Origin of the sequence: Bradyrhizobium sp. YCK136 (assembly GCF_044570075.1) — a bacterium.
Taxonomy (GTDB): Bacteria; Pseudomonadota; Alphaproteobacteria; order Rhizobiales; family Xanthobacteraceae; genus Bradyrhizobium; species Bradyrhizobium diazoefficiens.
This window is the reverse complement of sequence record NZ_CP172424.1, coordinates 3,874,620-3,897,895: the sequence shown is the minus strand read 5'-3', so window position 1 is coordinate 3,897,895 and position 23,276 is coordinate 3,874,620. Positions and strand designations below refer to the sequence as shown.

The window sequence follows — 23,276 nt, the reverse complement described above, 5'->3', positions numbered from 1 at the left end:
GGTCCCGCGTCAGGCCAACGGTCGGGAAATTGCCGTGCAGTCCTCACACTACCAAGGGCGAAGGACTGACGCCTCCTAACAACATTTCACAACGCATGACGGGCCATTCGCGACGGTTGGGCTTAGCTTGTTCGCCATCGGATAGGACGGCGCACGACAATGTCGAGCACAAGCCCATGAACAAGACCATCTTGCACGATCCCTTGGCGGCTCTGTTCTCGCCGGCGGCGCACCCGAGGGACGTTCCGGTTCCCGAGCTCCGCCCGGCCGATGTGGAGATGGCGCGGGTCCTCAAGACCGCGCCAATTCGTATGGCCTCCGATCCGTTGGGCGGCGCCATCGCCCATTGGAAACATGGCGCGCTACATGACGTCGTTGAACCCATGGCCAATCATGTCGTCATGACTTACCCGTGCGGCGTGCAGCGACTTGAGCGGCGCGCCGGCAAGTCGGTCGCGATCGGAACGGCCCGTTCCGGCGTGGTGACGATCATTCCGGCAGGCTCAAGCGCCCGATGGGACATTGCCGGGGACATCAATGTCGTTCAGCTCTACCTCCCCCACACGACGCTCGATCGTGTCGCCCGGGAAGCCCGCGCGGCTGCACCTGGCGACCTCATGGAGCGAACGGGGCATCCCGATCCCGTCACATCCCGCCTGCTGCTGAGTGCAGCGGATGCACTGGACGGCAATGCGGCCCTGGATGCCTTGTTCAGACATCAACTGACAGATCTCCTGGCCACCCGCATCTTGGCCGCGCACGTCGGTTCGCCTACCGCGATCCAGGCACTGATCGGCGGGCTGTCGCCAACAGCCCTCCGCCGCGCGATCGATCGCCTGCGCTCGGAGAGCGATTCCGATGTCTCTCTCGCGATGCTTGCTTCGGATGCCGGCCTGTCACGCTTCCATTTCTGTCGTGCCTTCAAGGAAAGCACAGGGCTCTCGCCGCATGCCTGGCTCCGCCAGTACCGACTCGAGCAAGCCATGAACATGCTGCGCGATACTGACGATTCGGTCGTCTCGATCGCAGCGGCGCTCGGGTACGCCTCCCAAACCGCCTTTGCCGCGGCGTTCAGAAAACTCGCCGGCGTGACACCGAGCGACTGGCGGCGACGTCTCCGTTAAGCAGCAATCGCCCTGCAGGCGCTGCAATCGGCTGCGCAGCTACAGCTCATTTCCGTGAGATCCTGCGACATCCGCATCCCCCCAAACCGCCGCTCACGAGTCCCCGCCCCGGCTACGCCGTCCGCAGCACCGGCGGCTGCGACGGCCGGATCAGCGCGAACGCCACCTGCACGATGCCGCCGGCAAGACCGAGCGCGACGCCGATGCGCCAGGCCATGGTGTAGGAGCCGAGCGCGTCGTAGAGCACCCCTCCGCCGTAGGCGCCGAGGAAGCTGCCGATCTGGTGGCTCATGAAGGCGAGGCCCTGGATCATCGCCTGCCAGCGCAGACCGAACATCTCGGCGACCGCGCCTGCCACCAGCGGCCCTACACCCATCCACAGGAAGCCCATGATGGCGCCGAACAGCAGCGTCGAGAACGACGTCGCCGGCAGCATGAAGTACCAGGCGAGCGCCAGCGAGCGCAGGATGTAGATGCCCCCTAACAGCGCGAGCTTATTCCAGCGCTGGCCGGCCCAGCCGAAGAACAGCGAGCCCAGCACGTTGAAGCCGCCGATCATGCCGAGCGTCTGCGCGCTCAGCATCGGATCGAGGCCGCAGATCGCGAGGTAGGACGGCAGGTGCGTCGTGAGGAACACGAGCTGCATGCCGCAGACGAGATAGGCGCAGGTCATCACCGCGAAGGAGGCGTTGCCGAACGCGGCCGTCGCCACCGATGCGGCCGTGGCGTCGCCGATATCGTCGGCGGCCGGCTTCGGCAGCGGGACCTTGTCGACACGCCCCGCATACCAGGCCGCAGGGATCATCAGCACCGACATGATGACGAAGCCGGCGAGCCCGACGCGCCAGCCAAAGCCTTCGTTGAGCAACTGCCCGATCGGCGCGGACAGCAGCGCGCCGAGCGAGCCCGCGCCGGAGACGATGCCGAGCACGGTGGACCGGACGGTCTCGGGCACAGCGCGCGCGGCCACCGACATCGCGATCGCCGCCGCGGTGCAGGCGAGCGAGGTGCCGATCAGCACGCCGGCGCCGATCATGATGCTGACGAGCCCGCCCGCGGTCGCCATCAGAATGAGGCCTGCGATGTACATCAGCGAGCCGACGATCATGATCGGGCGGAAGCCGTAGCGCACCGTCATCGCGCCGGCGAGCGGCTGGAGAAAGCCCCAGGCGAGGTTCTGCACGGCGAGCGCCAGCGTGAAATCCGAGATCGAAATGTGGATGTCGTGAGTCAGCGGCTGCATGAAGATGCCGAGGCTCTGCCGCAACCCCATGCTTAGCGTCAGCATGATCGAGGCGCCGATCAGGATGGGCAAGGTCGGCCGCAGGACCTGCAACAGGGGCATTTTTCTTCTGCCTCGTGGGCGCGGCGCGAGCGCCGACGTCTGCAATATCAGTTGATTTTGGTTACACAGACCTGTGTACTTAGGCTATGAAAAGGTGCACGCTGTCAAGCGAACAGGACGCGCGCTGCTGCATGGCTCCCCCGACGACCCCACAGACGATGAAGGAGCGGATCCTCGAGACCGCCGACAAGCTGTTCTATCTGCAAGGCATTCGCGCCATCGGCGTCGACACCATCGCGGCCGAGATCGGCATCTCCAAGCGCACGCTGTACAACCACTTCCCCTCCAAGGACGCGCTGATCGCGGCTTACCTCGAGCGCCGTTTCGTAGCCCCGCGCCCCTCCGACAAGCCGCCGGCCGAGCAGATCCTCGCCACCTTCGATTCGCTGGAGCGCCGTTTTGCGGCGAAGGATTTTCGCGGCTGCCCGTTCGTGAATGCGGTGGCCGAGCTCGGCCCAAAGGACCGCGCGGTGAGGAAGATCGCGGTCGCCTTCAAGGAAAGCCGCCGCGTCTGGTTTCGCGAGCGGCTCAACGAGCTCGGCGTTGCGAATGCGGACGCGCTGGCAACGCAGCTCGTGCTGCTGGTCGACGGCTCGATCGCCCAGGACCTCGTCCGCGACGACCCCGCGATGGCGCGCGCCGCGAAGGAAGCGGCGAAGGTGTTGTTGCGGAATGCGGGGGTGGATGTGGGGGATGGTGCGAAGCCGACAAAGGGACGCAAGCCCGCGCCACAATAAACACTGTCGTCCCGGCGAAGGCCGGGACCCATAACCACAGGCAAATGTTTGGCGAAGACTCGGAGTTACCTGCTCGCACCACAACCCCTCCCTGGGGTTATGGGTCCCGGCCTCCGCCGGGACGACACTGAGTATGTGGCCGCAGTATTTGTCCCACTACCCGACGATACCAATATGCCCCTGTTTTGCCCGACGGGTCAAATGGCGCCGCTGCCGGCGCAAGCCTGTTTGCTACCCGCGTAAGCCCTTGATCCGGCTAGCGCCGGCTACTGTGCATGGGGTTGTTTTCGCAACTTTTGTGCGAGCCGCCCTCACGCCGCCTGCGAGACCACGCGATTGCGGCCGTCGTGCTTCGCGCGATACAGCGCGGTGTCGGCGCGCTTGAGGACGTCGGCGACCGCCTCGCCCTTCTGCTCCAGCGTTGTGAGGCCGATCGAGATCGTGACCTCGATGCGCTTGGTGCCCTTGTGGATCGCGAACGGCTCGCCCGCGATCGAGCGGCGCAGGCGCTCGGCGACCATGCCGGCGACGTGGAGATCGGTCTCCGGCATCACGATGACGAACTCCTCGCCGCCATAGCGGCAGGCGAGGTCAATGCCGCGGATCGACTTGCGCACGCGCACCGCGAATTCGCGAAGCACGTCGTCGCCGGCATCGTGGCCGTAATTGTCGTTGATCGACTTGAAATAGTCGATGTCCAGGATCATCAGCGCCAGCGGCTTGCCGCGGGTTGCGGCCTGCTCGGCGAGCGTCGCCAGATGGCTCTCCATGTAGCGGCGATTGTGCAGGCCGGTGAGCGCGTCGGTGATCGCCATCTCGATCGAATTCTGCACGTTGTCGCGCAGATGATCGGTGTAGCGGCGGCGGCGGATCTGGGTGCGGGCGCGCGCCAGCAGCTCGGTCTTGTCGATCGGTCGCAGCAGGTAGTCGTTGACGCCGATCTCGAGGCCGCGGAGCAGCCGCGTCGAATTCTCGGGGTCCGCGATCGCCAGGATCGGCACGTGGCGCGTGCGCTCCAGCGAGCGCGCCTGGCTGCACAGCCTGAGGCCATCGAAATTGTTGAGGTCGAGCGAGACGATCAGCAGGTCGTAATTGCCCTCGGCGGCGTGGAACAGCGCTTCGGTCGGGTTCGGCTCGACATCGACGGTGTGCTCGGCGGCGAGCAGGCTCGCCAGCCGCTCATAGGAGGACTGGCGGTCGTCGACCAGCAGGATGCGGCCGCCCTTGCCGGTGTCGGCGACCGCAGTGCGCTCCGGCGCCTGCATGCCGATCTCGAGCGAGGTGATGGCGCGCATGCGCAGCTCGTCGGTCATCATCTTCAGCCGCGTCAGCGAGCGCACGCGTGCGATCAGCACGACGTCGGAGACGGGTTTGGTCAGGAAATCGTCGGCGCCCGCTTCCAGCCCGCGGTTGCGGTCGGACGGGCTGTCGAGCGCCGTCACCATCACGACGGGGATGTGGTGCGTCGCCGGATCGGTCTTCAGACGGCGGCAGACCTCGAAGCCGTCCATGTCGGGCATCATCACGTCGAGCAGGATGATGTCGCATTCGGCGCGGCGGGAGATCGCCAGCGCCTCGGTGCCGTTCGAGGCGGTCATCACGTCGAAATATTCGGCGGAAAGCCGGGCCTCGAGGAGTTTGACGTTGGCAGGAACGTCATCGACAACCAGGATACGCGCGGACACTTTGAACTCACTTCCTATCCGATAAAACGCCGGACCGTCTCAATGAACTTGCCGACCGAGATCGGCTTGGACAAATAGGCTTCGCAGCCGCCCTCGCGGATGCGCTCTTCGTCGCCCTTCATCGCGAAGGCCGTGACCGCGACGACGGGAATGGAGCGCAACTCCGGATCGTCCTTGATCCAGCGCGTCACCTCCAGGCCCGAGACCTGCGGCAATTGGATATCCATCAGCACGAGGTCGGGCCGCATCTTCCGAACGAGATCCAGCGCCTCGTAGCCGTTGCTGGTGCCCGTGGTCTGGTAACCGTGCGCCTCCAACAGGTCGCGGAAGAGCTTCATGTTGAGCTCGTTGTCTTCCACGATCAGGACGGTCTTAGCCATCCCGTCCTCCTGATTGGCACGAAGCCCGATACATGTGACGCCTCAGGCGCCGCTCCCCGGCGCTTCGAAAACTGGATTCAAACTAGCCTCAGATTCGCTCTAGTTTCGTTAAACCCGAGGGGCCACTTTCTGCGATGTGGTTTCCAGTTGCTTGTCGGGCGTCGCAAGACTCAGGCGCGAGACTCGGGCATATTCCAAAGTAGACACTGAAAGTTAACGGAAAGGCAAACTGGGCCCTTGAAAAAGCCTGTTCACAACCCCCGCGAAGTCGCTGAAATCGTTGCGATTCAGGCATTGTCCTTTGTCGCGGGCGAGCCCGAGCGGCTGGGCCTGTTCCTGGCCGAGACAGGTGTCGGCCCGGAGACCCTTCGGAACGCCGCCTCGGACCCCAATTTCCTCCTCAGCGTACTCGATTTCGTGCTGCGCGATGACGCGACCGTGAAGGCCTTTGCCACGGCCTCGGAGCTGCATCCGACCAACGTTGCCGCGGCGCGGCAGGTGCTGGGCGACGCGCTCGGCGACCGGACCTGGGAGCGCGACGTGCCGTGACCGTCTCCGACCCGGCCGGGCCCCGCTGCTTCTGCCGGGATTGCCTGGTCGATCTGGATATGGGCGTGCGGCGCTGCTCGGCTTGCGGTTCCCCTCGCCTCGTCCGCCACCGCGCGCTCTCGAGCCTGACCATCGCCCATATCGACTGCGACGCCTTCTATGCGACAGTCGAGAAGCGCGACAATCCTGACATCGCCGACAAGCCCGTCATCATCGGCGGGGGCAAGCGCGGCGTCGTGTCGGCCGCCTGCTACATCGCACGCACCTATGGCGTGCGCTCGGCGATGCCGATGTTCAAGGCGCTCGATGCCTGCCCGCACGCGATCGTGATCCGTCCCGACATGGCGAAATACGTCCGCGTCGGCCGCGAGGTACGCCAGGCCATGCAGGCGCTGACGCCGCTGGTCGAGCCGCTCTCGATCGACGAGGCCTTCCTCGATCTCTCCGGCACCGAGCGGGTCCACGGCATGATCCCGGCCAAGGTGCTGGCGCGGTTTGCGCGCAACATCGAGCGCGACATCGGCATCAGCGTCTCGGTCGGCCTCTCCTGCAACAAGTTCCTGGCCAAGATCGCCTCCGACCTCGACAAGCCGCGCGGCTTTGCCGCACTCGATCAGGAGGAAGCGCGTTTGATGCTGGCTTCGAGGCCGGTCGGCTTCATCTTCGGCGTCGGTCCTGCGACGCAGGAACGCCTGGTGCAGCGCGGCTTCCGCATCATCGCCGATCTTCAGAAGGCCGACGAGATCGAGATGATGCGGCAATTTCCGAGCGACGGCCGCCGGCTGTGGCGGCTTGCCCGCGGCATCGACGACCGCCGCGTCGAGCCCGATCGGGGCGCCAAGACGATTTCCAGCGAAACCACCTTCGAGACCGACATCCGCGATTTCGCGACGCTGGAGAAGATTCTCTGGCGGCTCTGCGAGAAGACGTCGTCGCGGCTCAAGAGCAGCGAGCTTGCCGGCTCGACCGTCACGCTGAAGCTGAAGACCGCCGACTTCCGCCAGCGCACGCGCTCGCAGTCGATCGCAGCGCCAACGCAGCTCGCCGCAAAGATCTTTTCGATCTGCCGCGAGATGCTGGCCAAGGAGATCGACGGTACCGCCTTCCGCCTGATGGGCGCCGGCGTCAGCGCACTGCGCGAAGGCTCGCCCGCCGACGACACCGACATGCTCGACCGCCGCGCCGCCCACGCCGAGCGCGCGGTGGACAGTCTGCGCAAGAAGTTCGGCAACTCCGCCGTCATTCGTGGCATCGCGTATGATGGTCCCGAAACAGGACAGCAGGAGTGATCGAGTCCTGCTCAATTCAGTCGCGTTCGAAGATCCGCGCACCCGGATAGACGCGCCGGGCATACTGAACGACCAACTGCCGATCCTGAGTCTCCAGGAACGGAGTTCGGATCTGACAAGACCCGACGACGAGGTGCCACAGGCCGTTGAGCTTTCGAATGATGACGTTCATTTGAGCTTCCTCGCAGTGACCCGAGTGGACTCAAATTGTAAGAATCTCCCGCCGTCGCTCAATTGTACCAGCGTAAGGTCAGCGTATGAGAAGGATTGCAAGAGATATACAAAGGTATGTTGACCGTGACTCCAACGGCTTCCGGCGCCGATAGCTTCGCAAGGGCTCAAACGATCCCGCCCGCCCAGGAGCTGGCACCGTGACAGGCGAACGCGACCTCAGCGTGCTGTTGAAAAACATGAAGCCGGAGATGCAGCCCGGCGCCTTCGTGTTTTGCACGATCCCGCCCAACGAGCCCATTCCCGCAGCGGTCAACCCACTGCTGACGTTCCGCAAGCAGGAAGGAACGACGCTGGTGATCCCACGCGAAGAAGCCGAGGCATCAGGCTTACGCTACGCGTTTGCATCGCGCCCGATCACCCTGACGGTTCACTCCGCACTCGATGCGGTGGGCTTTCTGGCGGCTATCACGGCGCGACTGGCCGAAGCCGGCATCAGCGTGAATGCCGTTTCGGCCTTCCACCACGACCATCTCTTTGTGGCTGTCGACCAGGCCGATGAGGCGATGGCCGTTCTGCGGGAGATGTCCAAAGCGAAGCACTCGTAGCCCGGGTGGAGCGAAGCGCAATCCGGGCTACGGGATTCACGAACACAGCGGAAGTAGGTTGTCCCGCGTCAAAGGCGCGAGTTTGACAGCTCCGGGCGTGGACGGATCGAGCCAGAGAATCTCCTCGATCTCGGCTCCCGGAGCGACCGGATGCGCAATGACGATGCGGAATACTTCCGCATCGACCTGCCGGCCCGGCTCATTCGCGGCAGGCGCAGTGTATCGCCCGACATAGGTCATCTCGCTCGGATCGATATCGATCCCGAGCTCCTCCGACAATTCGCGCCTCAGCGCGTCCTGCGGATGCTCGCCCATCTCGATCTTTCCTCCGGGCTGCATGAAGCTTTCGGTAGCCTTCTTCCTGACCAGCAGGACGCGCCCATCGCTCCTGCTCATCAAGGCAGCAGCGATCCGAATGGAATTCTGCAAAGTCATTCCGTCCGCACCTCAATCCGCGACCGCCACCGCCTCGATCTCGATCAGCCATTCCGGCGCGGCGAGCGCGGAGACGCCGACGAGGGTGGAGGCCGGCGGCTCCATGCCTTCGAAGAAGGCGGAGCGGGCCTTGCCGATGATCGGGCGCAGTTCCGGCTTGTAGTTCACCACGAAGGTCGTGATCTTGACGATGTTGGCGTAGCTCGCGCCGGCAGCCTTCAGCGCCAGGCCGAGATTCTGCATCACCTGCGTCGTCTGCGCGGCGATATCGCCCTCGCCGACGATCCGCCTCTCCTCGTCGGTCGAGACCTGGCCCGAGATGTAGATCGTCCGCGCGCCCGTGGCGGTGACGACGTGGGAATAGGCCGGATTGTGGTGCAGGCCGCTGGGGCGGAGATGGTCGAGCTTGGGCATGGGGCTGGCTCCCGGAGTTTATGGTTGGGGGAGAGCGTAGCGGGAGAGGGAGCTGAGGGCCAGCCCGTCATTGCGAGGAGCTCTTGCGACGAAGCAATCCAGAATCGTTCCTCGGAGAGATTCTGGATTGCTTCGCTGCGCTCGCAATGACGACACCGAGTGAGAGCCGACAAACAACTCTCGCCGTCCTTCCGGGGCGGTCCGCAGGACCGAACCCGGAATCTCGAGATTCTCAGGTGCGCAATTGCGCACCATAGTTCTGGCTTCGCGAGCCCCGGAATGACGATCGACGCTCAATTACAGGGCTTACTGTCCTTGACGTCGAACTTGCCCATCGCGCCCGAGATGACGAAATCATTGTAATCGAGCACGAGCTGGCGCGAGACGCCGTTCTCATAGAGCTCGAACGCCATTGCATAGATCGGCGTCTGCTCGCCCTCCTTCTGCTGGGCGTCGCGGTCGAAATAGCTGACGGTGACGGGCCAGCGCTTGAGCGATTTCATGTGCTCGTCCGTGGTGGACGGATCGGTCGAGGAGGCACGGTCGGCGGGGATCGGCTGGCCGATCACGGTCAGCGTGTTGTAGACTTTCTGGCCGTCGTCGGAGCCGTCATAGACGGACAGCTCGAGCAGCGACTTGCCGTCCTTGGCGGCGGCGATGATGCGCTGGATCTGCTCGGTCGGGAACACGATCTTGCCGTCGAGCGTAAAGCTCTTCGGCGCCGGCAGCTTCAGCTTGACGTTGATGTGGTCGCCGTCGCGCTCGGCCGAGCCGTCGACCCGTCCGGCGTCGGCCTCGTTCATCCGCGTCTCGATCTTGAAGCGGTAGCTTTTTCCCGCGGCGTCCTCCCAGGAGTTGGAGCGGAGGTCGCTGAGCGTGATCTTGCCCTCGCCGCTGTCGAGCTCGGAGACCTGGCGGAATTCGGAGGTGTAGCCCTCGCAGGAGCTTCCGGTGAAATTGTAGAGGATGCGGCCGCGCGCGCTGTTGACCGAATTGGAGCGCGACTTGACGAGGCTGAGGTCATAGAGCGCCTGATGCGCGAGGAACGGACCGTTGGCGGCCAGCGCCCCGCCGCCGGGGCCACAAGCGGCCGCCGCGAGCGCCATCACACCGAGCGAAGTCCGGAAAAGGTGCATCATGTCTGTTCCTTGAAGATGCGTCCTTGGGAAGCGCAGATTCGACATTTTAATGACCGTTCCATTGCGTCGCAACTGAGGCCGTTTCACGTAAAGTTGCGGCCCTCGCCCTGAACCTCCTGCCCTGCCTCAACAAAATGCAGCCCGCCGGGGTTGCTTGCATGTGGCGGCACGATGGGCGAAACAGGGCGCGCCCGGGCCGCCGATGGGACGCGCCCGGGGTGGATGATTTTTGGACAACGAGGTCGAAGATGGCGGGCACGGTCGAGCAGAAACTGGCGGAACAGGGCATCAAGCTGCACGAGGCGCCCACCCCCGTGGCCAACTACGTGCCGTTCGTGCGCACCGGCAATCTGCTGTTCGTCTCCGGCCAAGTCTGCTTCGATCCCGCGGCCAAGCTGATCGCCAAGGGGAAGCTGGGTGCCGGCGTCTCGATCGAAGAAGGCGCCGCGGCCGCGCGCGGCTGCGCCGTCAACCTGCTGGCCCAGGTCAAGGCGGCCTTGGGTGATCTCGACAAGGTCGTCCGCGTGGTACGCCTCGGCGGCTTCATCAACTCGGCGCCGGACTTCCTGGACGGGCCGAAGGTGCTCAATGGTGCCTCCGACCTGATGGTTGCCGCCTTCGGTGACAAGGGCCGCCATGCCCGCACCACCGTCGGCGTCGCCTCGCTGCCCGCGGATGCGGCGGTGGAGGTCGAGGGTGTGTTCGAGGTCGCCTGACGCGAATGCGCGCCTCTGATTGGCTGACAGCCCGGCCGGTCGCCCATCGCGGCCTGCACGACATTTCCCGCGGAATCGTCGAGAACATGCCGGGCGCGGTCCAGGCTGCGATCACAGGCAATTTCTCGATCGAGGTCGACATCCAGCTCTCGGCCGACGGCGAGGCCATGGTCCATCACGACCATGCACTCGGCCGCCTCACCGAGGCCACCGGCGAGGTGATCGAGAGGACCGCGGCGGAGCTGAGGGCGATCAGGTTCAAGGACACGGACGAGCGGATGATGTCGCTGTCCGACCTCTGCGCCATGGTTGGCGGCCGGGTGCCGCTGGTGATTGAGGTGAAGAGCCATTTTGGCGGCGACCGCAAGCTGGTGAAGCGGATGGCCGAGGTGCTGGCGTCCTATCAGGGCCCCGCGGTCGGCATGTCCTTCGATCCCGACCAGGTGCTGGCGCTGCGCGAACTGCTGCCCTCCCGCCCGCGCGGCATCGTCGCGCAGCGGAGCTATGAGGACGAGTACTGGGCCAAGCTGACCGAGGCGCAGCGCGACAGCATGCTGTACCTGCGCCACGGCTTCCAGACCCAGCCGCATTTCGTCGCCTTCAAGGTCGACCACCTCCCGGCACCCGCCCCCTGGATCGCCCGCAATGTGTTCGGCTGCGCCCTGCTCGGCTGGACCGTGCGGACGCCGGAGCAGCGGACGCGAGTCGGACAATACGCGGACCAGATGATCTTCGAGGGGTTCGTGCCGTAGCCCTAGGGTCGTCCTGGCGAAAGCCAGGACCCATTACCCCAGGGAGGAGTCGTGGCCCGAAGCTGCAACTCCGAGTCATCGCCAAACCAAATTCTGTGGGTATGGGTCCTGGCTATCGCCAGGACGACTCGGGATAGATCTTTGCACAATCGCTGATACCGCGTTTGCATCTACACCTCAGTTCCCGCCCTCTTGAAGTCGCTGCTGCAATGCACGATCTTGGGCACGATGGCATCAACCGAAATCACGCTCGAGGCCGTACCGTCTATTGGCGAAGTGTCGCCCGAAGATTGGGACGCCTGCGCAAATCCCGGCAAGGCTCTTATCGAAAAGGCTTGCAACGGGCATGGCAAGGGATCCTCATCCGGGCTTCCAGGCGATTCGGCCGGTCTCTTAAAGCCTGCCTATAACCCGTTCGTCTCGCACGCGTTTCTCTCCGCCGTCGAGAAATCGGGTTCGGCAACGATCCGCACAGGATGGGGACCCCGGCATCTGCTCGCCAAGATCGACGGCCGCGTTGCCGGCGTCGTGCCCTGCTATCTGAAATCGCATTCGCAGGGCGAATACGTCTTCGACCGCGGCTGGGCTGACGCCTACGAGCGGGCCGGCGGGCGCTACTATCCCAAGCTCCAGGTCTCGGTTCCCTTCACCCCGGCGACCGGGCCGCGGCTGCTGGTCCGCGACGGTGTCGACCGCGAGCGCATCATGGAGGCGCTGGCGAGCGGGCTGGTGGCGCTGTGCGGGGTCAGCAAGGCCTCCTCTGTGCACGTCACCTTCGCGCGGGAGGCGGAGTGGAAGCTGCTCGCCGGGCACGGCTTCCTCCAGCGCACCGACCAGCAGTTCCACTGGCACAACGAGGGTTTTGCAAGCTTCGACGGCTTCCTCGCCACCCTGAACTCGCGCCACCGCAAATCGATCAAGCGCGAACGCCGCGACGCGCTCGCGTCCGGCATCACGATCCACTGGCTCACCGGAAAAGACATCACCGAGGAGGCCTGGGACGCCTTCTTCGAATTCTACATGGAGACCGGCTCGCGCAAATGGGGCCGTCCGTATCTGACGCGCGAGTTCTTCTCGCTGATCGGCGAGACCATGAGCGAGGACGTGCTGCTGGTGATGGCGCGCCGCAATGGCCGCTGGATCGCGGGCGCGATCAATTTCATCGGCTCGGACACGCTGTTCGGCCGCAACTGGGGCGCGGTCGAGCACCATCCGTTCCTGCATTTCGAGGTCTGCTACTATCAGGCGATCGATTTCGCGATCACGCGCGGCCTCACACACGTCGAGGCCGGCGCGCAAGGCGAGCACAAGATCGCGCGCGGCTACCTGCCGAAGACGACCCATTCCGCCCACTTCATTGCCGATCCGGGCCTGCGCCGCGCCATCGACGATTACCTCAAGCGCGAGCGCGCCTATGTCGCCGAGGCCGGACGGGAGTTGGCCGAGCTCGGCCCGTTCCGGAAAGGCGCCGACGAGGCGCCTTGACGGTTCGATGCGGCTGGTGACAGTAAGCGCAAAATTCCGAGGAGCCGCCGAGGAGCTGCCATGACCGCCTACGACACCAACAACATCTTCGCAAAGATCCTGCGCGGCGAGTTTCCCTGCCACAAGGTCTATGAGGACGAGCACGTCTTCGCCTTCCTCGACATCATGCCGCGGGTGCCGGGCCATACGCTGGTGATCCCGAAGGCCCCTGCCCGCAACATCCTCGACATCAAGCCCGACGACTACGCTCACGTCGCCCGCGGCGCGCACAGGATCGCCGCCGCCGCGATGAAGGCGTTCAAGGCCGACGGCATCACCGTGCAACAGTTCAACGAGCCGGCCGGCGGACAGGTGGTGTTTCACCTGCACATGCACGTCTTGCCGCGCCACGACGGGGTGGCGATGCTGCCGCCCGCGAGCCGCAAGGAAGACGTCAAGGTGCTGGAAGAGAACGCGACCAAGCTGATCGCGGCGCTGAAGGCGGGCTGACTTTCGCCACATCGTCATTCCGGGGCGCGCCTCTTGGCGCGAGCCCGGAATCCATTTCACGACGATCTCTGCGGCCCGATGGATTCCGGGCTCGACGCTTCGCATCGCCCCGGAATGACGACTACTCCGTCTGGAAATCCCCCGCCTGCGGCGCGGCCAGTGGCGTGAACTCGCAGCGGTCGGGCTTGATGTCGATCAGCGGCGTGTTGTCGAGACAATCGAGCCCGCGCACCAGAATGGCATTGCCCTCGATGCCGACCAGCTTGACGATCGAGGTGCCGATCGGGTTGGGCCTGACCGGCGAGCGCAGCGAGAACGTGCCGCGGGTCTTCTCGTTGTTCTTCGGGCTTTGCAGGATGATGTCGCGGCGCGACTTGTCGAGCCAGTAGAGCACTTCGAGATTGCTGTAGAAGTCGACGCCCTTGATGGCCGGCACGAACGGCTCGAAGATCTCGAGGCGGCAGATCGGGCCGTCGTGCCGCCCCTGCCGCGGCGTCTCCAGCCGCGACGTCCAGGGCGTGCGGATGCGGCCGATGAAGACGAGGCCGGCATCCTCTGCGGGCGGCAGCTCGATGGCGACCTCGCCCTCGCGGAGCTCCTGTTCGCGAACCATATTTCCTGTTCCTTGGCTGTTCGCCGGCGGTTTTAGCCCAACCACCACTTGCCGGCCAGCATGAAGACTTCGCCGGTCACGACGCCCGCAAAGATCGAGCGGCGGGTCAGCAGGAACATGACGAGGCCGGCCGCCACGGCGCCGTAGCGCAAGGCATCGGGCACGCTGGCGAGCGCGCCCGGCGGCTGGACCACGATCTGGGCGATGACACCGGCGAGGATCGCGGTCGCGACCGCCCGCACCCACACCAGCAGCTCCGAGCCCTCGTCGATGCCGCCGCCGAACCACAGGCCCAGCATGCGCCAGATCTGGTTGGGAACGACGCCGGCAACGAACAGCACGACGAGCGCATGCCAGTCGCCGATGAGCTGTGCGAAACTCATGCGCGCACCTCCCGCCACCAATGCACGCCGTAGGCGATCGACCCGGCCACCACGCCGCTGACGAGGATGTCGAGGCCGGAGTTCATCTTCGCCGCCAGCGGATAAAGCAGAATCCCGAGCGCCAGCGCGACCACGTCGGCGACCTCGCGGCTGTTGCGCGCGGTCGAGAACAGGAAGGACAGCGGCGTCAGCAGCAGGATCGCGGCGCCAAGCGTCTGCGTCAGGTTGGCGGCGAGGAAATAGCCGACCGTGTTGGCGGTGAGGCACACCGAGACCAGGCCACAGCCGAGCCCGTGGACAAAGGCGATGCGCCGCTCGCGCGGCACCTGCGGCAGGAAGCGGTGGCATTCGACCCAGAGCGTCACGGCGGTGAGATGTGCGGCGAAGACCAGCTCACGCCGTTTCGTCTTCGGCGTGCGCATCAGCGGCAGCACCGAGACCACCATCGGAAACAGGCGGATCGCACTGACCGTCACCGCGATCGCCGATTGGATGACGGTCGCGCCCGAGCCGAGCGTCGTGATCAGGATGATCTGCGCGGGGCCTGCCCAGACGAACAGCGTCGAGCAGAGCGCCCAGAGCAGGCTGAAATGGGTGTCGTGGGCGAGCGCGCCGATGCCGAGATAGGTCACGAACAGCACGATGGTGAGGATCGTCTGCGTGATCGAGCGCAGCCCCCACGCAAAGGCGCGCCAAGGACTTTGCCATTGAGGTGAATCGAGCGGAGGAAGCGCCACGGGACGGCCGGCTGGGGTTACGGAATCGTGCCTGCATAACGGGCAATGCGGCGGTCCGCGTCAAGGAACCGCGCGGCGGAGCTGGCATGCGCACGGCCAACACCCGCCGCCGTCATTCCGGGGCGCGACGAAGTCGCGAGCTATGATGCGCAATTGCGCATCTGAGAATCCATCAGGCCGCAGAGATTGTTGAACAATGGATTCCGGGTTCGCGCCAAGGGGCGCGCCCCGGAATGACGGCGGGAGAGAGTTGCCCTACCCGCTCACACCGCGGTTCTTCAGCACGAAGCAGGCACCGCCAGCCTTGCGGATGCGGTTGCAGAGATCATCCGCCTCGCTGCGCGTATCCGCGCCGATGCGCACCTGGTAGAACGCGCGCGTGCCGCGGCTGCGCATCACCGAACTCAGCAGGCTCGGGTCGCGCTCGCCGATCACCGCGCTCAGCCGCGTGACCGCGCGGGAATACATCGCCAATGCCCTGTTGCGGTCGAAGCCGGCGGCGAGCTGCACGCCCCAGATCTTCGCGGCGGCCAGCTCTACATGCTGCTCGAGCTCGGCGACGAACGGATTCGGCGCGCGCTTCAACAGGGCCATGAGATCGCGGCAGCTCGTCGGCGGCGCGCTCGGCGGGCCCTTGCCGGTACCGCCGGCCTTCGCCCAGGCATCCACCGTCGCACCGGTGATGGCATAGACGTAATTGCGGGTCTGCTCCGGCATCGGGCCGGTGCCGGCCAGCCATTCCTGGACGCGGCGCGGCCCCGCATTGTAGGCGGCCGCCGCAAGCCCGAGATTGCCGAACTGGTTGCGCAGCTCGTTCAAAAATTCGGCCGACTTCGGCAAGGCCTGAACCGGATTGAACGGGTCAAGCAACCCACGCTCGCTCGCGGTGCCCGGCATGAACTGCGCGATCCCCTGCGCATGCTCGCCGCTACGGGTCATCGGACCCACCGCATCGGCCTGGAAGCGGCTCTCCTGCCAGATCACGCGGGCGAAGAATTCCAGCGGCAGGTTGGCGTCCCGCGCGGCCGCCTCGACGATCAGGCAGATGGACTCCCGCGTGTCGCTCTCGCGCGCATCCGCTGGCTTCTGCGGCGGCGTCGCCAGCTCCTCGACGCTCGGCACCGCGACGTCGGTCCCCGCGGGCGAGTTGTCCCCTGCCGCGACCTCTGTCGCAGAGGTCAGCAGCACGGCAACGGCGAGTGATGCAATTCTCGCCAACGCTGCCCAAGCATCGCTGTGGCGCACGCCGGCGCGGCATGCGAGAAGCTGATCCGCCATGTTGTGGCATCGTGCCATGGTTCGACGAGTTGCCAGTATATGCTGCCTGCCCTGCTTCTCCCAATGCGTTCCCCCCCAAACGGATCCGCGCGATCCTTGCCCTCGCCGCCCTGGTCCTGTCCGCCGCGCCGGCCATAGCGCAGGTCAACTGGCGGATGACCACGGAATATCCGCAAAACAACATTTCCGGGATTGGCCTCACCACTTTCGCCGACCGCGTCGCGGTGCGCACTAACGGTTTCGTGACCGTGGCCAACGCCTTCGACAACGAGCTCAAGATCAATTCGGGCGAGATGCCGCGCGCGGCGCTGGACGGCCGGATCGGCGGCGGCGATGCCTTTGCGGGCGCACTGTCCGGCCTCGACCCGGTGCTCGCCCTTTCTACCCTGCCCTTCCTGGTGCAATCGGTCGACGTCGCTCGCGCCACCAATGCGCGGGCACGCCCACTCTACGAAAAGGCGTTCGCCGCCCGCGGTCTCAAGCTGCTCTATCTGACGATCTGGCCGGCGACGGGCCTCTGGTCGGATCATGCGCTCGCAGGCGCCGACGATCTGCCAAAGCTGAACCTGCGGGCCTATGACGCCAGTTCCAGCGCGGTGATGCGCGCGGCCGGGGCCAATGCGCAGTTCCTGCCGATGGACAAAGCGCTCGCCGGATTGAAGGAGCACCAGCTGAACGCGTTCCTCACCTCCGGCGACGGCGGCGCGGGACGCAAGCTCTGGGACTTCCTGCCGCATTTCACGGCCATCAACTATGCGATGCCGGTCTCGATCGCCTTCGTCCGCAGCGAGGCGTTCGCGGAGCTGTCCGAGCCGATGCAGCGCGAGGTGATGGCGGCTGCGGCCGAGACCGAGCAGAGCCAGTTCGCGCTGCTGGCCCATCGCACGACCGAGAATTATGCGCGCATGCGCGACAACGGCGTCAACATCGCCGAGCCCGCACCGCCGTCCCTCGTCACCGCACTCCGCAACGCCGCGACGGACACGATCGCCACCTGGGAGACCCAGGCCGGCGCGGATGCGGCGGCGATCGTCGAATGGGCGAGACAGCAATAAGGGGTCGCAGCCATCGGCATGCGACCGCTCCCCTGCGACGAGATGTCGGCTGATTTCCCGTTGCGCTGCCTCAGTTCTTGACGGGCAACAGGCTTTCGCCGTTGATGGCGCGGTCGAGGGCGTCGATCAGCGCCTGAATCTCGACGAACTTGTTGCGCGCCCGCTCGGCCGTGTCGCGCACAAAGGGAGCGGCCAGCACTTTCGCATGCGCGTCTCTGTCCTCGATCATGCGATCGCGGGCCTTCTTCAGGGTTTCAAGTCGCTCGCTCATGTAGGCTCCTCTGAAAAGTATCTTCTCGATCGCAACCAGGGACTTTAGTCGAAGCCGGCCGGAAGCTCGCCTTTCCGGAAAAACACCGTCGGCTCATCGTCATAGTCACCCATTTCGGCATCGCCGCTGGACGAGAACGCAACGACGCCGAGCTTGCTCAAGGCCAGTCTCTCCGCCGTTCGCAGCGCGCCGCTCTCCGATTTGCAGACGATCGGAGAGTCGGCCTTGAGATTCCCGCCCTTGCCGGCATTGAACGCCTGCACGACGTAGGTTGTTTGGCGAACCATGACGGCTCCTCTGACCCTGTTGGCAAACGGAAGTGACGTCAACGACTGCGAACGCTCAGCGTCGCATCGCATCCATGAGCGCGGAAATCCTGATCGTTGCGAAACTGGAGAAGGTGTCCGACACGGCATATGGCAGGATGATCTGGTCATTGTGCCTCATCGCGCCGCAGGTATAGACGACGTTGGGGACATACCCTTCGCGCTCGGACGGTTCAGGCCGCAACAGCGGCTCGCTCGAACGCGCCAGCACCCTGGATGGATCGTGCTTGTCGAGCAGCGCCGCTCCGATCGAGTATTTCCGGATAGGGCCGACACCATGCGTCAGCAGCAGCCAGCCTTCGTCGAGTTCGATCGGCGACCCACAATTGCCGATCTGGACGAACTCCCAGGGAAACTGCGGTTTCAGAAGGGCCCGGCCGCCTTCCCATGTGGAGAGGTCGTCCGAATAGACCAGATACAGGTTCTCATTGTCCTGTCGCGCGATCATGGCATAGCTGCCGCCGATCTTGCGCGGGAACAGCGCCATGCCCTTGTTGTGGGCCGCAGCGCCCCGCAAAGGCGTCAGTCGAAACGACATGAAATCGCTGGTCTCGATCAATTCGGACCGGATCGCCCGCCCGCTGTAGGCCGTGTAGGTCGCGTAATAGGTCTTCCGATCGCCGTCGCTGAATTGGACAAAGCGCGCATCCTCGATGCCGTTCGATTGGGATTCGGTCACGGGAAAGATGACACGCTCGCTGAGATCTTCCTCGGGCCTGAACGTCAGCTCGACCCGGTCGCCGTCCGGGCCGGATGCGCGATGGCTGATCCGCGGGACCGAGGCAAGGCGAGCCGTCGGATCGACGGTCAGGCTCCCCTCAGCCGCGATCGTTCCGGTTCGAAACGTCAGCGACGACACATGCCCTTCGCCGATCGCCCGGAGACTGAGGATGAAGCGTTTGCCGCCCTCCGGGCTACCGGATTGATCGGGGTGCGGTACGATGCTCGGATTGAACAAGGCTGAGGCCTCGAACGAATACTCGCTGAGAAAATAGGCGCCGATCAGCTGGCGCTGGGCTTTCGAGAAGATACCATGCGTTGCGAAAGCATCCTCCATATCGTCGGCGCGGGCCTCGAACCTCTCCAGGAGGTTCCGATGTCGGCCCTCGAAATTATCGAGGACGTCCGCGAGCTGGGCCGCAACGGCTTCCGAATTAAGTGCGAGAACCCGCTCGACGATATGATTTGCGCGCATCTTGTCGGTCGGATTGAGATCGCGCGGTTCGGTCGCCGGCTTGAACGGCCGCACGATGACCCGCGCTGGATCGGGGCGCAGATGAAGTCCCTGCCGGTTCAGGAAGGAAGGTTGTGACACGGTATCCTCGGCTCGCTAGGTGGGAAGGTGAAGTTCAGGCGCCCACGGCGCGCAACGCGATCGGCCTTGTCAGGCTCGCGTTGACGCGCGCAAGCTGACGCATCTCGGCAAGGCCGAGGAGATAGCAAACGACCGACTCGCCCCCGCGGTTTTCGTTGGCGCGATCGGGGTGCAAGCCATCGCGGCAACTGCCGGTGAGCGGATCGACCAGCGCCACCGAGAGATCATTGCTGCCGAGAAACCAGGCGAAGGCTCGCGTTGCCATGGCCTTCCATTCGGCATCGCCATCCGCACGCCACGCCGTGAGGCAGGCCGCAATCGTCGCCGTTGCTTCCACCGGCTGCTGGTCGAAGGCACGGGGATGCTGCCGCTGCTCGCCGAAGCCAGAGGTGCCGACCGGCCGGAATTGACCTGCCGCGGTCGTTTGTTGCGTCATGAGCCAGCGCAACGACCGCAATCCCGCATCGATATATTGAGGCGTTTGCGTCGCCATGCCCGCGAGCATCAGGGCCTGCGGCAATCGCGCGTTGTCATAGGCCAGCCCCTCCTCGAACCACACCCAGTCCGGCGTCTCCACCGACGCCAGACAGGACATCAACCTGTCGGCAAGGGAATGCCGGACTTCCCTGGCGTGGAGATCGTCCGGCGCCACGGCGCAGTAGGCGTCCAAACCCAGCAGCATGAAGGCCCACGCGCGGGGCGAACGAAAGCTCTCCGCGATCGACAATGCCTGCGCGAACAAGGCCGCAGCCCACCGGCGCCGCGCCGGGCTCGCGTCCGTGCGCGCCGCCTCACCCAAGGCCCAGAGGGTCCGCCCGTGACTGTCCTCGGAGCCCCTGTCTTCAAGCCAGGTGCGATTGAAGCCCATGAAGTTGCGAAATTGCCCGGTGTCAGGATTCCACGCGTGCTGCACAAAGGCGGCAAAGCGGGCCGTCAGGATCTCCGACAGGGGCTGCTCGCCCGGATTGTTGAGGGCGCAGGCCAGCAGCAATGCTCTGGCATTGTCGTCGACGCAATAGCCGTGCGCGCGATCGGGCACCGAATGCACCGCGTGCTGAAGCAGGCCGACATCGTCGCACATCGACAGGAAGTGGCCGATCTGCATATCCGGCGGCGCGGGGCCACGCAGTCCCGGCAAGCCCATGTCGGAGCGCGCAAACACCCTGGGCCGGTGACCGTGCCGCGCCGTCTCGAAGACCGACATGTAACGCTCGGCCGTGCATTCCCACGTCATCATTCGGCTCGCGGCATAGGCGCGCCGAGACATCGCCTGCCGTCGCACGTCGTCGGTGAGCAAGTTTGCGATTTCCCCGCCGATCGCGGCGGCATCGCCGAACGGCACCAGAACTCCGCATCCCTCAGTGAGCAACTCGCGGGCGTGCCAATAAGGCGTCGAGACCACCGGCTTCCCCAGCCCAAAGCTGTAGGCTAGCGTCCCCGACGTCATCTGGGCCTCGTTGAGATAGGGCGTGACATAGACGTCGCACATCGAAATGAATTCGAGCAACGTTGCCAAATCGACGAACCGATCGAGGAACACCACGTGATCCTGGATGCCAAGTTCACGCACCCGCGCCATCAGGCCCTCGCGATAGGCCTCGCCCTGGTCTCGAACCAGATTCGGGTGCGTTGCGCCGAGCACGACGTAGACTGCGTCCGTGCAGCGCTTCATGATCGACGGCATGGCGTCGATCATGACCTCGATGCCCTTGTTGGGCGATAGCAGGCCGAAGGTCAGAATGACCGACTTTCCCGCAAATCCGAGCCTGGCTTTCGCTGCGTCGGACCCGACGAATGCGACATCGGGAATGCCGTGCGCAATTACCTCGATCTTGTCGTCCGGCACCAGGTAGACGTCACGCAACAGCTCCCGGCCCTTGTTGGCCATCACCACGACCTTCGACGACGCGTCGACGATACGCTCCACGACGGCGCGTTGCTTGGCCGTCGGACGCGCCAGCACGGTATGGAACGTCGTCACGACCGGCATGGTGAGGCGCGACAACAGCACCAGGATATGGGCGCCGGCCTCGCCGCCGAAAATCCCGAATTCGTGCTGGAGGCACACGATGTCGAACCGGCCGGCATTGAGGAAATCAGCGGCGCGCATGTAGTCGTCGATATGGCCGTCCTTGATCTGAAAAGCGACCGCCGGAGGATAGTCGTAGGCCTGACCGGGATCGGTCATCGCCACGATGCTGGTCTCCAGATCCGCACGCGACATCGAGATCGCCTTGTGCAAGTCGGTCGTGAAGGTTGCAATTCCGCATCGGCGAGGCAGCGAGTTGCCGATGACGGCGATACGGTGGAGCGGCGTCATGTCGGTACCTCGATGATTTCACTTGATGTCGGCGCCTGAGCGGCGGTGGAATTTTTCGTCAGTCCCGTACAATCCTGCAGCAAGGATGCGATGGGATCCGGTCCCGGATAGGCGAGCAGCATGCTCATCCCGCTCGGGCCAATGTCGATACCGGCGCTGTCGGCCTCAATGAAGATGGCCTCTCCGACGGTCACGTTCGCCCGTCCGATGCGCCCCTTCCCGTCGATCACGAGGAGCCAGGCTTCCCGATCGGTATCGAGCTCCCAATGCGAATTGGCTTGAAGATCGATCCGCTCGAGCACGAAAGGCGAGCTCGCGACGAGAACCGTACGACCGTCGGTGAGACGCCGCGGAGGCAATTGCGTTGGCGGCGGCCAGGCATCGGAGGCGGCCACGGCACTGTCCTCATGCAGCTCGCGCTGCCGGCCAAAATCGAACAGACGGAATGTCGTATCGCTCTGCTGCTGAATCTCGGCGAGCACGATATTGGCGCCGATGGCGTGGATCGTGCCGCCGGGAACGAAGATGACGTCGCCTGGCGCGGCAGGACGCCATTGCACATGGCCCGCAATCGAGCCGTCCCTGATTGCCGCGCGCAATGCCTGCGGCGTGAGTTTCCGCTTCAACCCCAGCGCAACCCGCGCGCCCGGCGGCGCCGACAGGATGTACCACGCCTCCGTCTTCCCGTTCGGCAAGCCGATGGCGTGTGCGAATTCGTCATTCGGGTGAACCTGGATCGACAAGGGCTGGCTGGTGAACAGCAGCTTGAGCAGGAGCGCCGGGCTGGGCGCACGCTTGTCGATACGCCCAAGCCGCAACTCACCGACCGGATCAGCCGAAGCGTCGATGCTGCTCCAGGGACGCAGATCGACGCGGCCCCAGGGTTTGCGGGCGATCTCGACGGCGGCATGCTCGATGGTCATCCTGTCCGGCTCAAGCCAGCCGATGGAATGCCGGCGGCAACGGCTCGCGCACGAGCTCGCTCAGATCAAGGGCCTCACCACTTTCCTCAATGTCCGAGACCAGAACCTCGACAAACGGGTGTTGGCGGTTGAGCGTGACTCCAAGCTGGTACTTTGCACTGACGATGCGCTCGATCGACGCAAGATTCAGTTTGCCGAGCGCATTGTACTGACCACGGAACAGGCTTTGTTTGCCGACACGATGCGCGACCGAGGCGACCCAGATATCCATCACCTTGCGGCCAATGAACGCCTCGACCGGCTCAGCGCCATCCCGCGCGCTCAGTCGCAGCCCGTCCATGGTATGTGGCCCGTCATCGACGCCAAATTGTGTAAGTGACATGCAGATCCTCCCGTTAATGGCGCTTGTTCACGCCGTCAGCCCGCTGCCACGCCCGCGCTGCCTGGTTACAAGCCTCAACAACCGCGACAGATATTCTTCAGCTTCGCCGCGGTTCGGGCCTCTTCCGCAACGAATGGATCCTTGTATGGGGCCCGAGATATGTCGATTTCCACGGCAATGGACTTCTTCACCTTCGGAGGAAACGCGGCGTCGTAACAGGCGAGCCGTCCGCTCGTGCTTTCGATCTCGCGGCAGTCAGATTCACCGGCGATAGCGCCTTGCGCGAATGCGCCGAGCGTCAATACGACAAGGAGCGTTTTCATCCAGATACCTTTCGGGGGCGGCGTTCACACGA

27 protein-coding genes and 1 pseudogene are annotated in these 23,276 nt (G+C 64.7%); 10 read left to right on the top strand and 18 right to left on the bottom strand.

The features are described from left to right. The first annotated feature begins 176 nt into the window (after positions 1-176). The gene (locus ACFLEY_RS18610; protein ID WP_060912512.1) at positions 177-1,124 is read left to right on the top strand and encodes an AraC family transcriptional regulator; all 948 of its coding nucleotides are present in this window, start codon (positions 177-179) and stop codon (positions 1,122-1,124) included. Positions 1,125-1,236: 112 nt separating this feature from the next. Here ACFLEY_RS18610 and ACFLEY_RS18605 read toward each other — a convergent pair whose 3' ends face one another. Then, positions 1,237-2,469, bottom strand: coding sequence for an MFS transporter (locus ACFLEY_RS18605; protein ID WP_060912513.1), 1,233 nt, complete (start codon positions 2,467-2,469; stop codon positions 1,237-1,239). Between the two features lie 131 nt (positions 2,470-2,600). On the opposite strand from ACFLEY_RS18605, the gene ACFLEY_RS18600 reads away from it, so the two are divergent. Continuing rightward, a complete protein-coding gene (locus ACFLEY_RS18600; RefSeq protein WP_060913132.1) occupies positions 2,601-3,206 on the top strand; it encodes a TetR/AcrR family transcriptional regulator in 606 nt (201 codons plus the stop codon). A 311-nt stretch (positions 3,207-3,517) separates the two neighbouring features. Here the strand turns inward: ACFLEY_RS18600 and ACFLEY_RS18595 are convergent, their stop codons facing one another. Continuing rightward, entirely contained in the window at positions 3,518-4,891 is a 1,374-nt protein-coding gene (locus tag ACFLEY_RS18595; RefSeq protein ID WP_028171565.1) for a PleD family two-component system response regulator, read from the bottom strand. A 14-nt stretch (positions 4,892-4,905) separates the two neighbouring features. Continuing rightward, positions 4,906-5,271 carry a response regulator gene (locus tag ACFLEY_RS18590; RefSeq protein ID WP_007603272.1) on the bottom strand — a complete coding sequence of 122 codons (366 nt, stop codon included), beginning with the start codon at positions 5,269-5,271 and terminating at the stop codon, positions 4,906-4,908. A gap of 237 nt (positions 5,272-5,508) precedes the next feature. On the opposite strand from ACFLEY_RS18590, the gene ACFLEY_RS18585 reads away from it, so the two are divergent. Both ACFLEY_RS18585 and ACFLEY_RS18580 read left to right on the top strand, forming a co-directional pair. Then, positions 5,509-5,820, top strand: coding sequence for a DUF3572 domain-containing protein (locus ACFLEY_RS18585; RefSeq protein WP_011087883.1), 312 nt, complete (start codon positions 5,509-5,511; stop codon positions 5,818-5,820). 59 nt (positions 5,821-5,879) lie between these two features. Further along, complete coding sequence (locus tag ACFLEY_RS18580; RefSeq protein ID WP_249163068.1) at positions 5,880-7,109, top strand: DNA polymerase IV; 1,230 nt, start codon at positions 5,880-5,882, stop codon at positions 7,107-7,109. A gap of 16 nt (positions 7,110-7,125) precedes the next feature. Here the strand turns inward: ACFLEY_RS18580 and ACFLEY_RS18575 are convergent, their stop codons facing one another. Beyond that, complete coding sequence (locus tag ACFLEY_RS18575) at positions 7,126-7,281, bottom strand: hypothetical protein (RefSeq protein WP_165448163.1); 156 nt, start codon at positions 7,279-7,281, stop codon at positions 7,126-7,128. 199 nt (positions 7,282-7,480) lie between these two features. Here ACFLEY_RS18575 and ACFLEY_RS18570 point away from each other — a divergent pair, with 199 nt between their 5' ends. Further along, the gene (locus ACFLEY_RS18570; RefSeq protein WP_060912514.1) at positions 7,481-7,888 is read left to right on the top strand and encodes an ACT domain-containing protein; all 408 of its coding nucleotides are present in this window, start codon (positions 7,481-7,483) and stop codon (positions 7,886-7,888) included. Between the two features lie 36 nt (positions 7,889-7,924). Here ACFLEY_RS18570 and ACFLEY_RS18565 read toward each other — a convergent pair whose 3' ends face one another. The 3 genes from ACFLEY_RS18565 to ACFLEY_RS18555 all read right to left on the bottom strand — a co-directional run bounded on the left by ACFLEY_RS18565 (position 7,925) and on the right by ACFLEY_RS18555 (position 9,876). After that, the gene (locus ACFLEY_RS18565) at positions 7,925-8,284 is read right to left on the bottom strand and encodes an NUDIX domain-containing protein (RefSeq protein WP_396604706.1); all 360 of its coding nucleotides are present in this window, start codon (positions 8,282-8,284) and stop codon (positions 7,925-7,927) included. Positions 8,285-8,335: 51 nt separating this feature from the next. Beyond that, positions 8,336-8,737, bottom strand: a complete 402-nt coding sequence (locus ACFLEY_RS18560) for a RidA family protein (RefSeq protein ID WP_060912516.1) — start codon at positions 8,735-8,737, stop codon at positions 8,336-8,338. Positions 8,738-9,030: 293 nt separating this feature from the next. Beyond that, entirely contained in the window at positions 9,031-9,876 is an 846-nt protein-coding gene (locus ACFLEY_RS18555; RefSeq protein ID WP_028171560.1) for a cell envelope integrity EipB family protein, read from the bottom strand. A gap of 248 nt (positions 9,877-10,124) precedes the next feature. Between ACFLEY_RS18555 and ACFLEY_RS18550 the strand changes: the two genes are divergently transcribed. From ACFLEY_RS18550 to ACFLEY_RS18535, 4 genes are all read left to right on the top strand, one after another. Further along, positions 10,125-10,592, top strand: coding sequence for a RidA family protein (locus ACFLEY_RS18550; RefSeq protein ID WP_060912517.1), 468 nt, complete (start codon positions 10,125-10,127; stop codon positions 10,590-10,592). Positions 10,593-10,597: 5 nt separating this feature from the next. Then, positions 10,598-11,344 (top strand): glycerophosphodiester phosphodiesterase, encoded by a 747-nt coding sequence (locus ACFLEY_RS18545; protein WP_060912518.1) that lies wholly within the window; start codon positions 10,598-10,600, stop codon positions 11,342-11,344. 228 nt (positions 11,345-11,572) lie between these two features. Further along, on the top strand, positions 11,573-12,829 hold the full coding sequence (locus ACFLEY_RS18540) for a GNAT family N-acetyltransferase (protein ID WP_211433831.1): 1,257 nt from the start codon (positions 11,573-11,575) through the stop codon (positions 12,827-12,829). A 60-nt stretch (positions 12,830-12,889) separates the two neighbouring features. Continuing rightward, entirely contained in the window at positions 12,890-13,318 is a 429-nt protein-coding gene (locus tag ACFLEY_RS18535; protein ID WP_060912520.1) for an HIT family protein, read from the top strand. Between the two features lie 121 nt (positions 13,319-13,439). On the opposite strand, the gene tsaA is transcribed toward ACFLEY_RS18535, so the two are convergent. From tsaA to ACFLEY_RS18515, 4 genes are all read right to left on the bottom strand, one after another. Then, positions 13,440-13,931 carry a tRNA (N6-threonylcarbamoyladenosine(37)-N6)-methyltransferase TrmO gene (gene tsaA, locus ACFLEY_RS18530; protein ID WP_060912521.1) on the bottom strand — a complete coding sequence of 164 codons (492 nt, stop codon included), beginning with the start codon at positions 13,929-13,931 and terminating at the stop codon, positions 13,440-13,442. Positions 13,932-13,963: 32 nt separating this feature from the next. After that, on the bottom strand, positions 13,964-14,314 hold the full coding sequence (locus tag ACFLEY_RS18525; RefSeq protein WP_211433832.1) for an AzlD domain-containing protein: 351 nt from the start codon (positions 14,312-14,314) through the stop codon (positions 13,964-13,966). Beyond that, the gene (locus ACFLEY_RS18520; protein ID WP_060912523.1) at positions 14,311-15,051 is read right to left on the bottom strand and encodes an AzlC family ABC transporter permease; all 741 of its coding nucleotides are present in this window, start codon (positions 15,049-15,051) and stop codon (positions 14,311-14,313) included. The genes ACFLEY_RS18525 and ACFLEY_RS18520 overlap by 4 nt, the downstream gene beginning before the upstream one ends. A gap of 255 nt (positions 15,052-15,306) precedes the next feature. After that, positions 15,307-16,329: a lytic transglycosylase domain-containing protein gene (locus ACFLEY_RS18515; protein WP_246740598.1), complete on the bottom strand. Its 1,023-nt coding sequence runs from the start codon at positions 16,327-16,329 to the stop codon at positions 15,307-15,309. Between the two features lie 39 nt (positions 16,330-16,368). Here ACFLEY_RS18515 and ACFLEY_RS18510 point away from each other — a divergent pair. After that, a pseudogene (locus ACFLEY_RS18510) lies at positions 16,369-17,384 on the top strand (TRAP transporter substrate-binding protein). A 70-nt stretch (positions 17,385-17,454) separates the two neighbouring features. Here ACFLEY_RS18510 and ACFLEY_RS18505 read toward each other — a convergent pair. The 7 genes from ACFLEY_RS18505 to ACFLEY_RS18475 form a co-directional block, all read right to left on the bottom strand. Continuing rightward, on the bottom strand, positions 17,455-17,655 hold the full coding sequence (locus tag ACFLEY_RS18505) for a hypothetical protein (protein ID WP_060912525.1): 201 nt from the start codon (positions 17,653-17,655) through the stop codon (positions 17,455-17,457). Between the two features lie 44 nt (positions 17,656-17,699). Beyond that, the gene (locus tag ACFLEY_RS18500) at positions 17,700-17,942 is read right to left on the bottom strand and encodes a hypothetical protein (protein ID WP_027548121.1); all 243 of its coding nucleotides are present in this window, start codon (positions 17,940-17,942) and stop codon (positions 17,700-17,702) included. Positions 17,943-17,997: 55 nt separating this feature from the next. After that, positions 17,998-19,296, bottom strand: a complete 1,299-nt coding sequence (locus ACFLEY_RS18495; RefSeq protein ID WP_028171550.1) for a glycoside hydrolase family 130 protein — start codon at positions 19,294-19,296, stop codon at positions 17,998-18,000. Between the two features lie 34 nt (positions 19,297-19,330). Continuing rightward, positions 19,331-21,616 carry a glycosyltransferase family 4 protein gene (locus ACFLEY_RS18490; RefSeq protein WP_211433833.1) on the bottom strand — a complete coding sequence of 762 codons (2,286 nt, stop codon included), beginning with the start codon at positions 21,614-21,616 and terminating at the stop codon, positions 19,331-19,333. Continuing rightward, entirely contained in the window at positions 21,613-22,539 is a 927-nt protein-coding gene (locus tag ACFLEY_RS18485) for a class I mannose-6-phosphate isomerase (protein WP_028171548.1), read from the bottom strand. The genes ACFLEY_RS18490 and ACFLEY_RS18485 overlap by 4 nt, the downstream gene beginning before the upstream one ends. A 10-nt stretch (positions 22,540-22,549) precedes the next feature. Further along, a complete protein-coding gene (locus tag ACFLEY_RS18480) occupies positions 22,550-22,921 on the bottom strand; it encodes a hypothetical protein (protein WP_011087904.1) in 372 nt (123 codons plus the stop codon). Between the two features lie 74 nt (positions 22,922-22,995). Next, complete coding sequence (locus tag ACFLEY_RS18475) at positions 22,996-23,244, bottom strand: hypothetical protein (RefSeq protein WP_028171546.1); 249 nt, start codon at positions 23,242-23,244, stop codon at positions 22,996-22,998. Between the last annotated feature and the right edge of the window lie 32 nt (positions 23,245-23,276).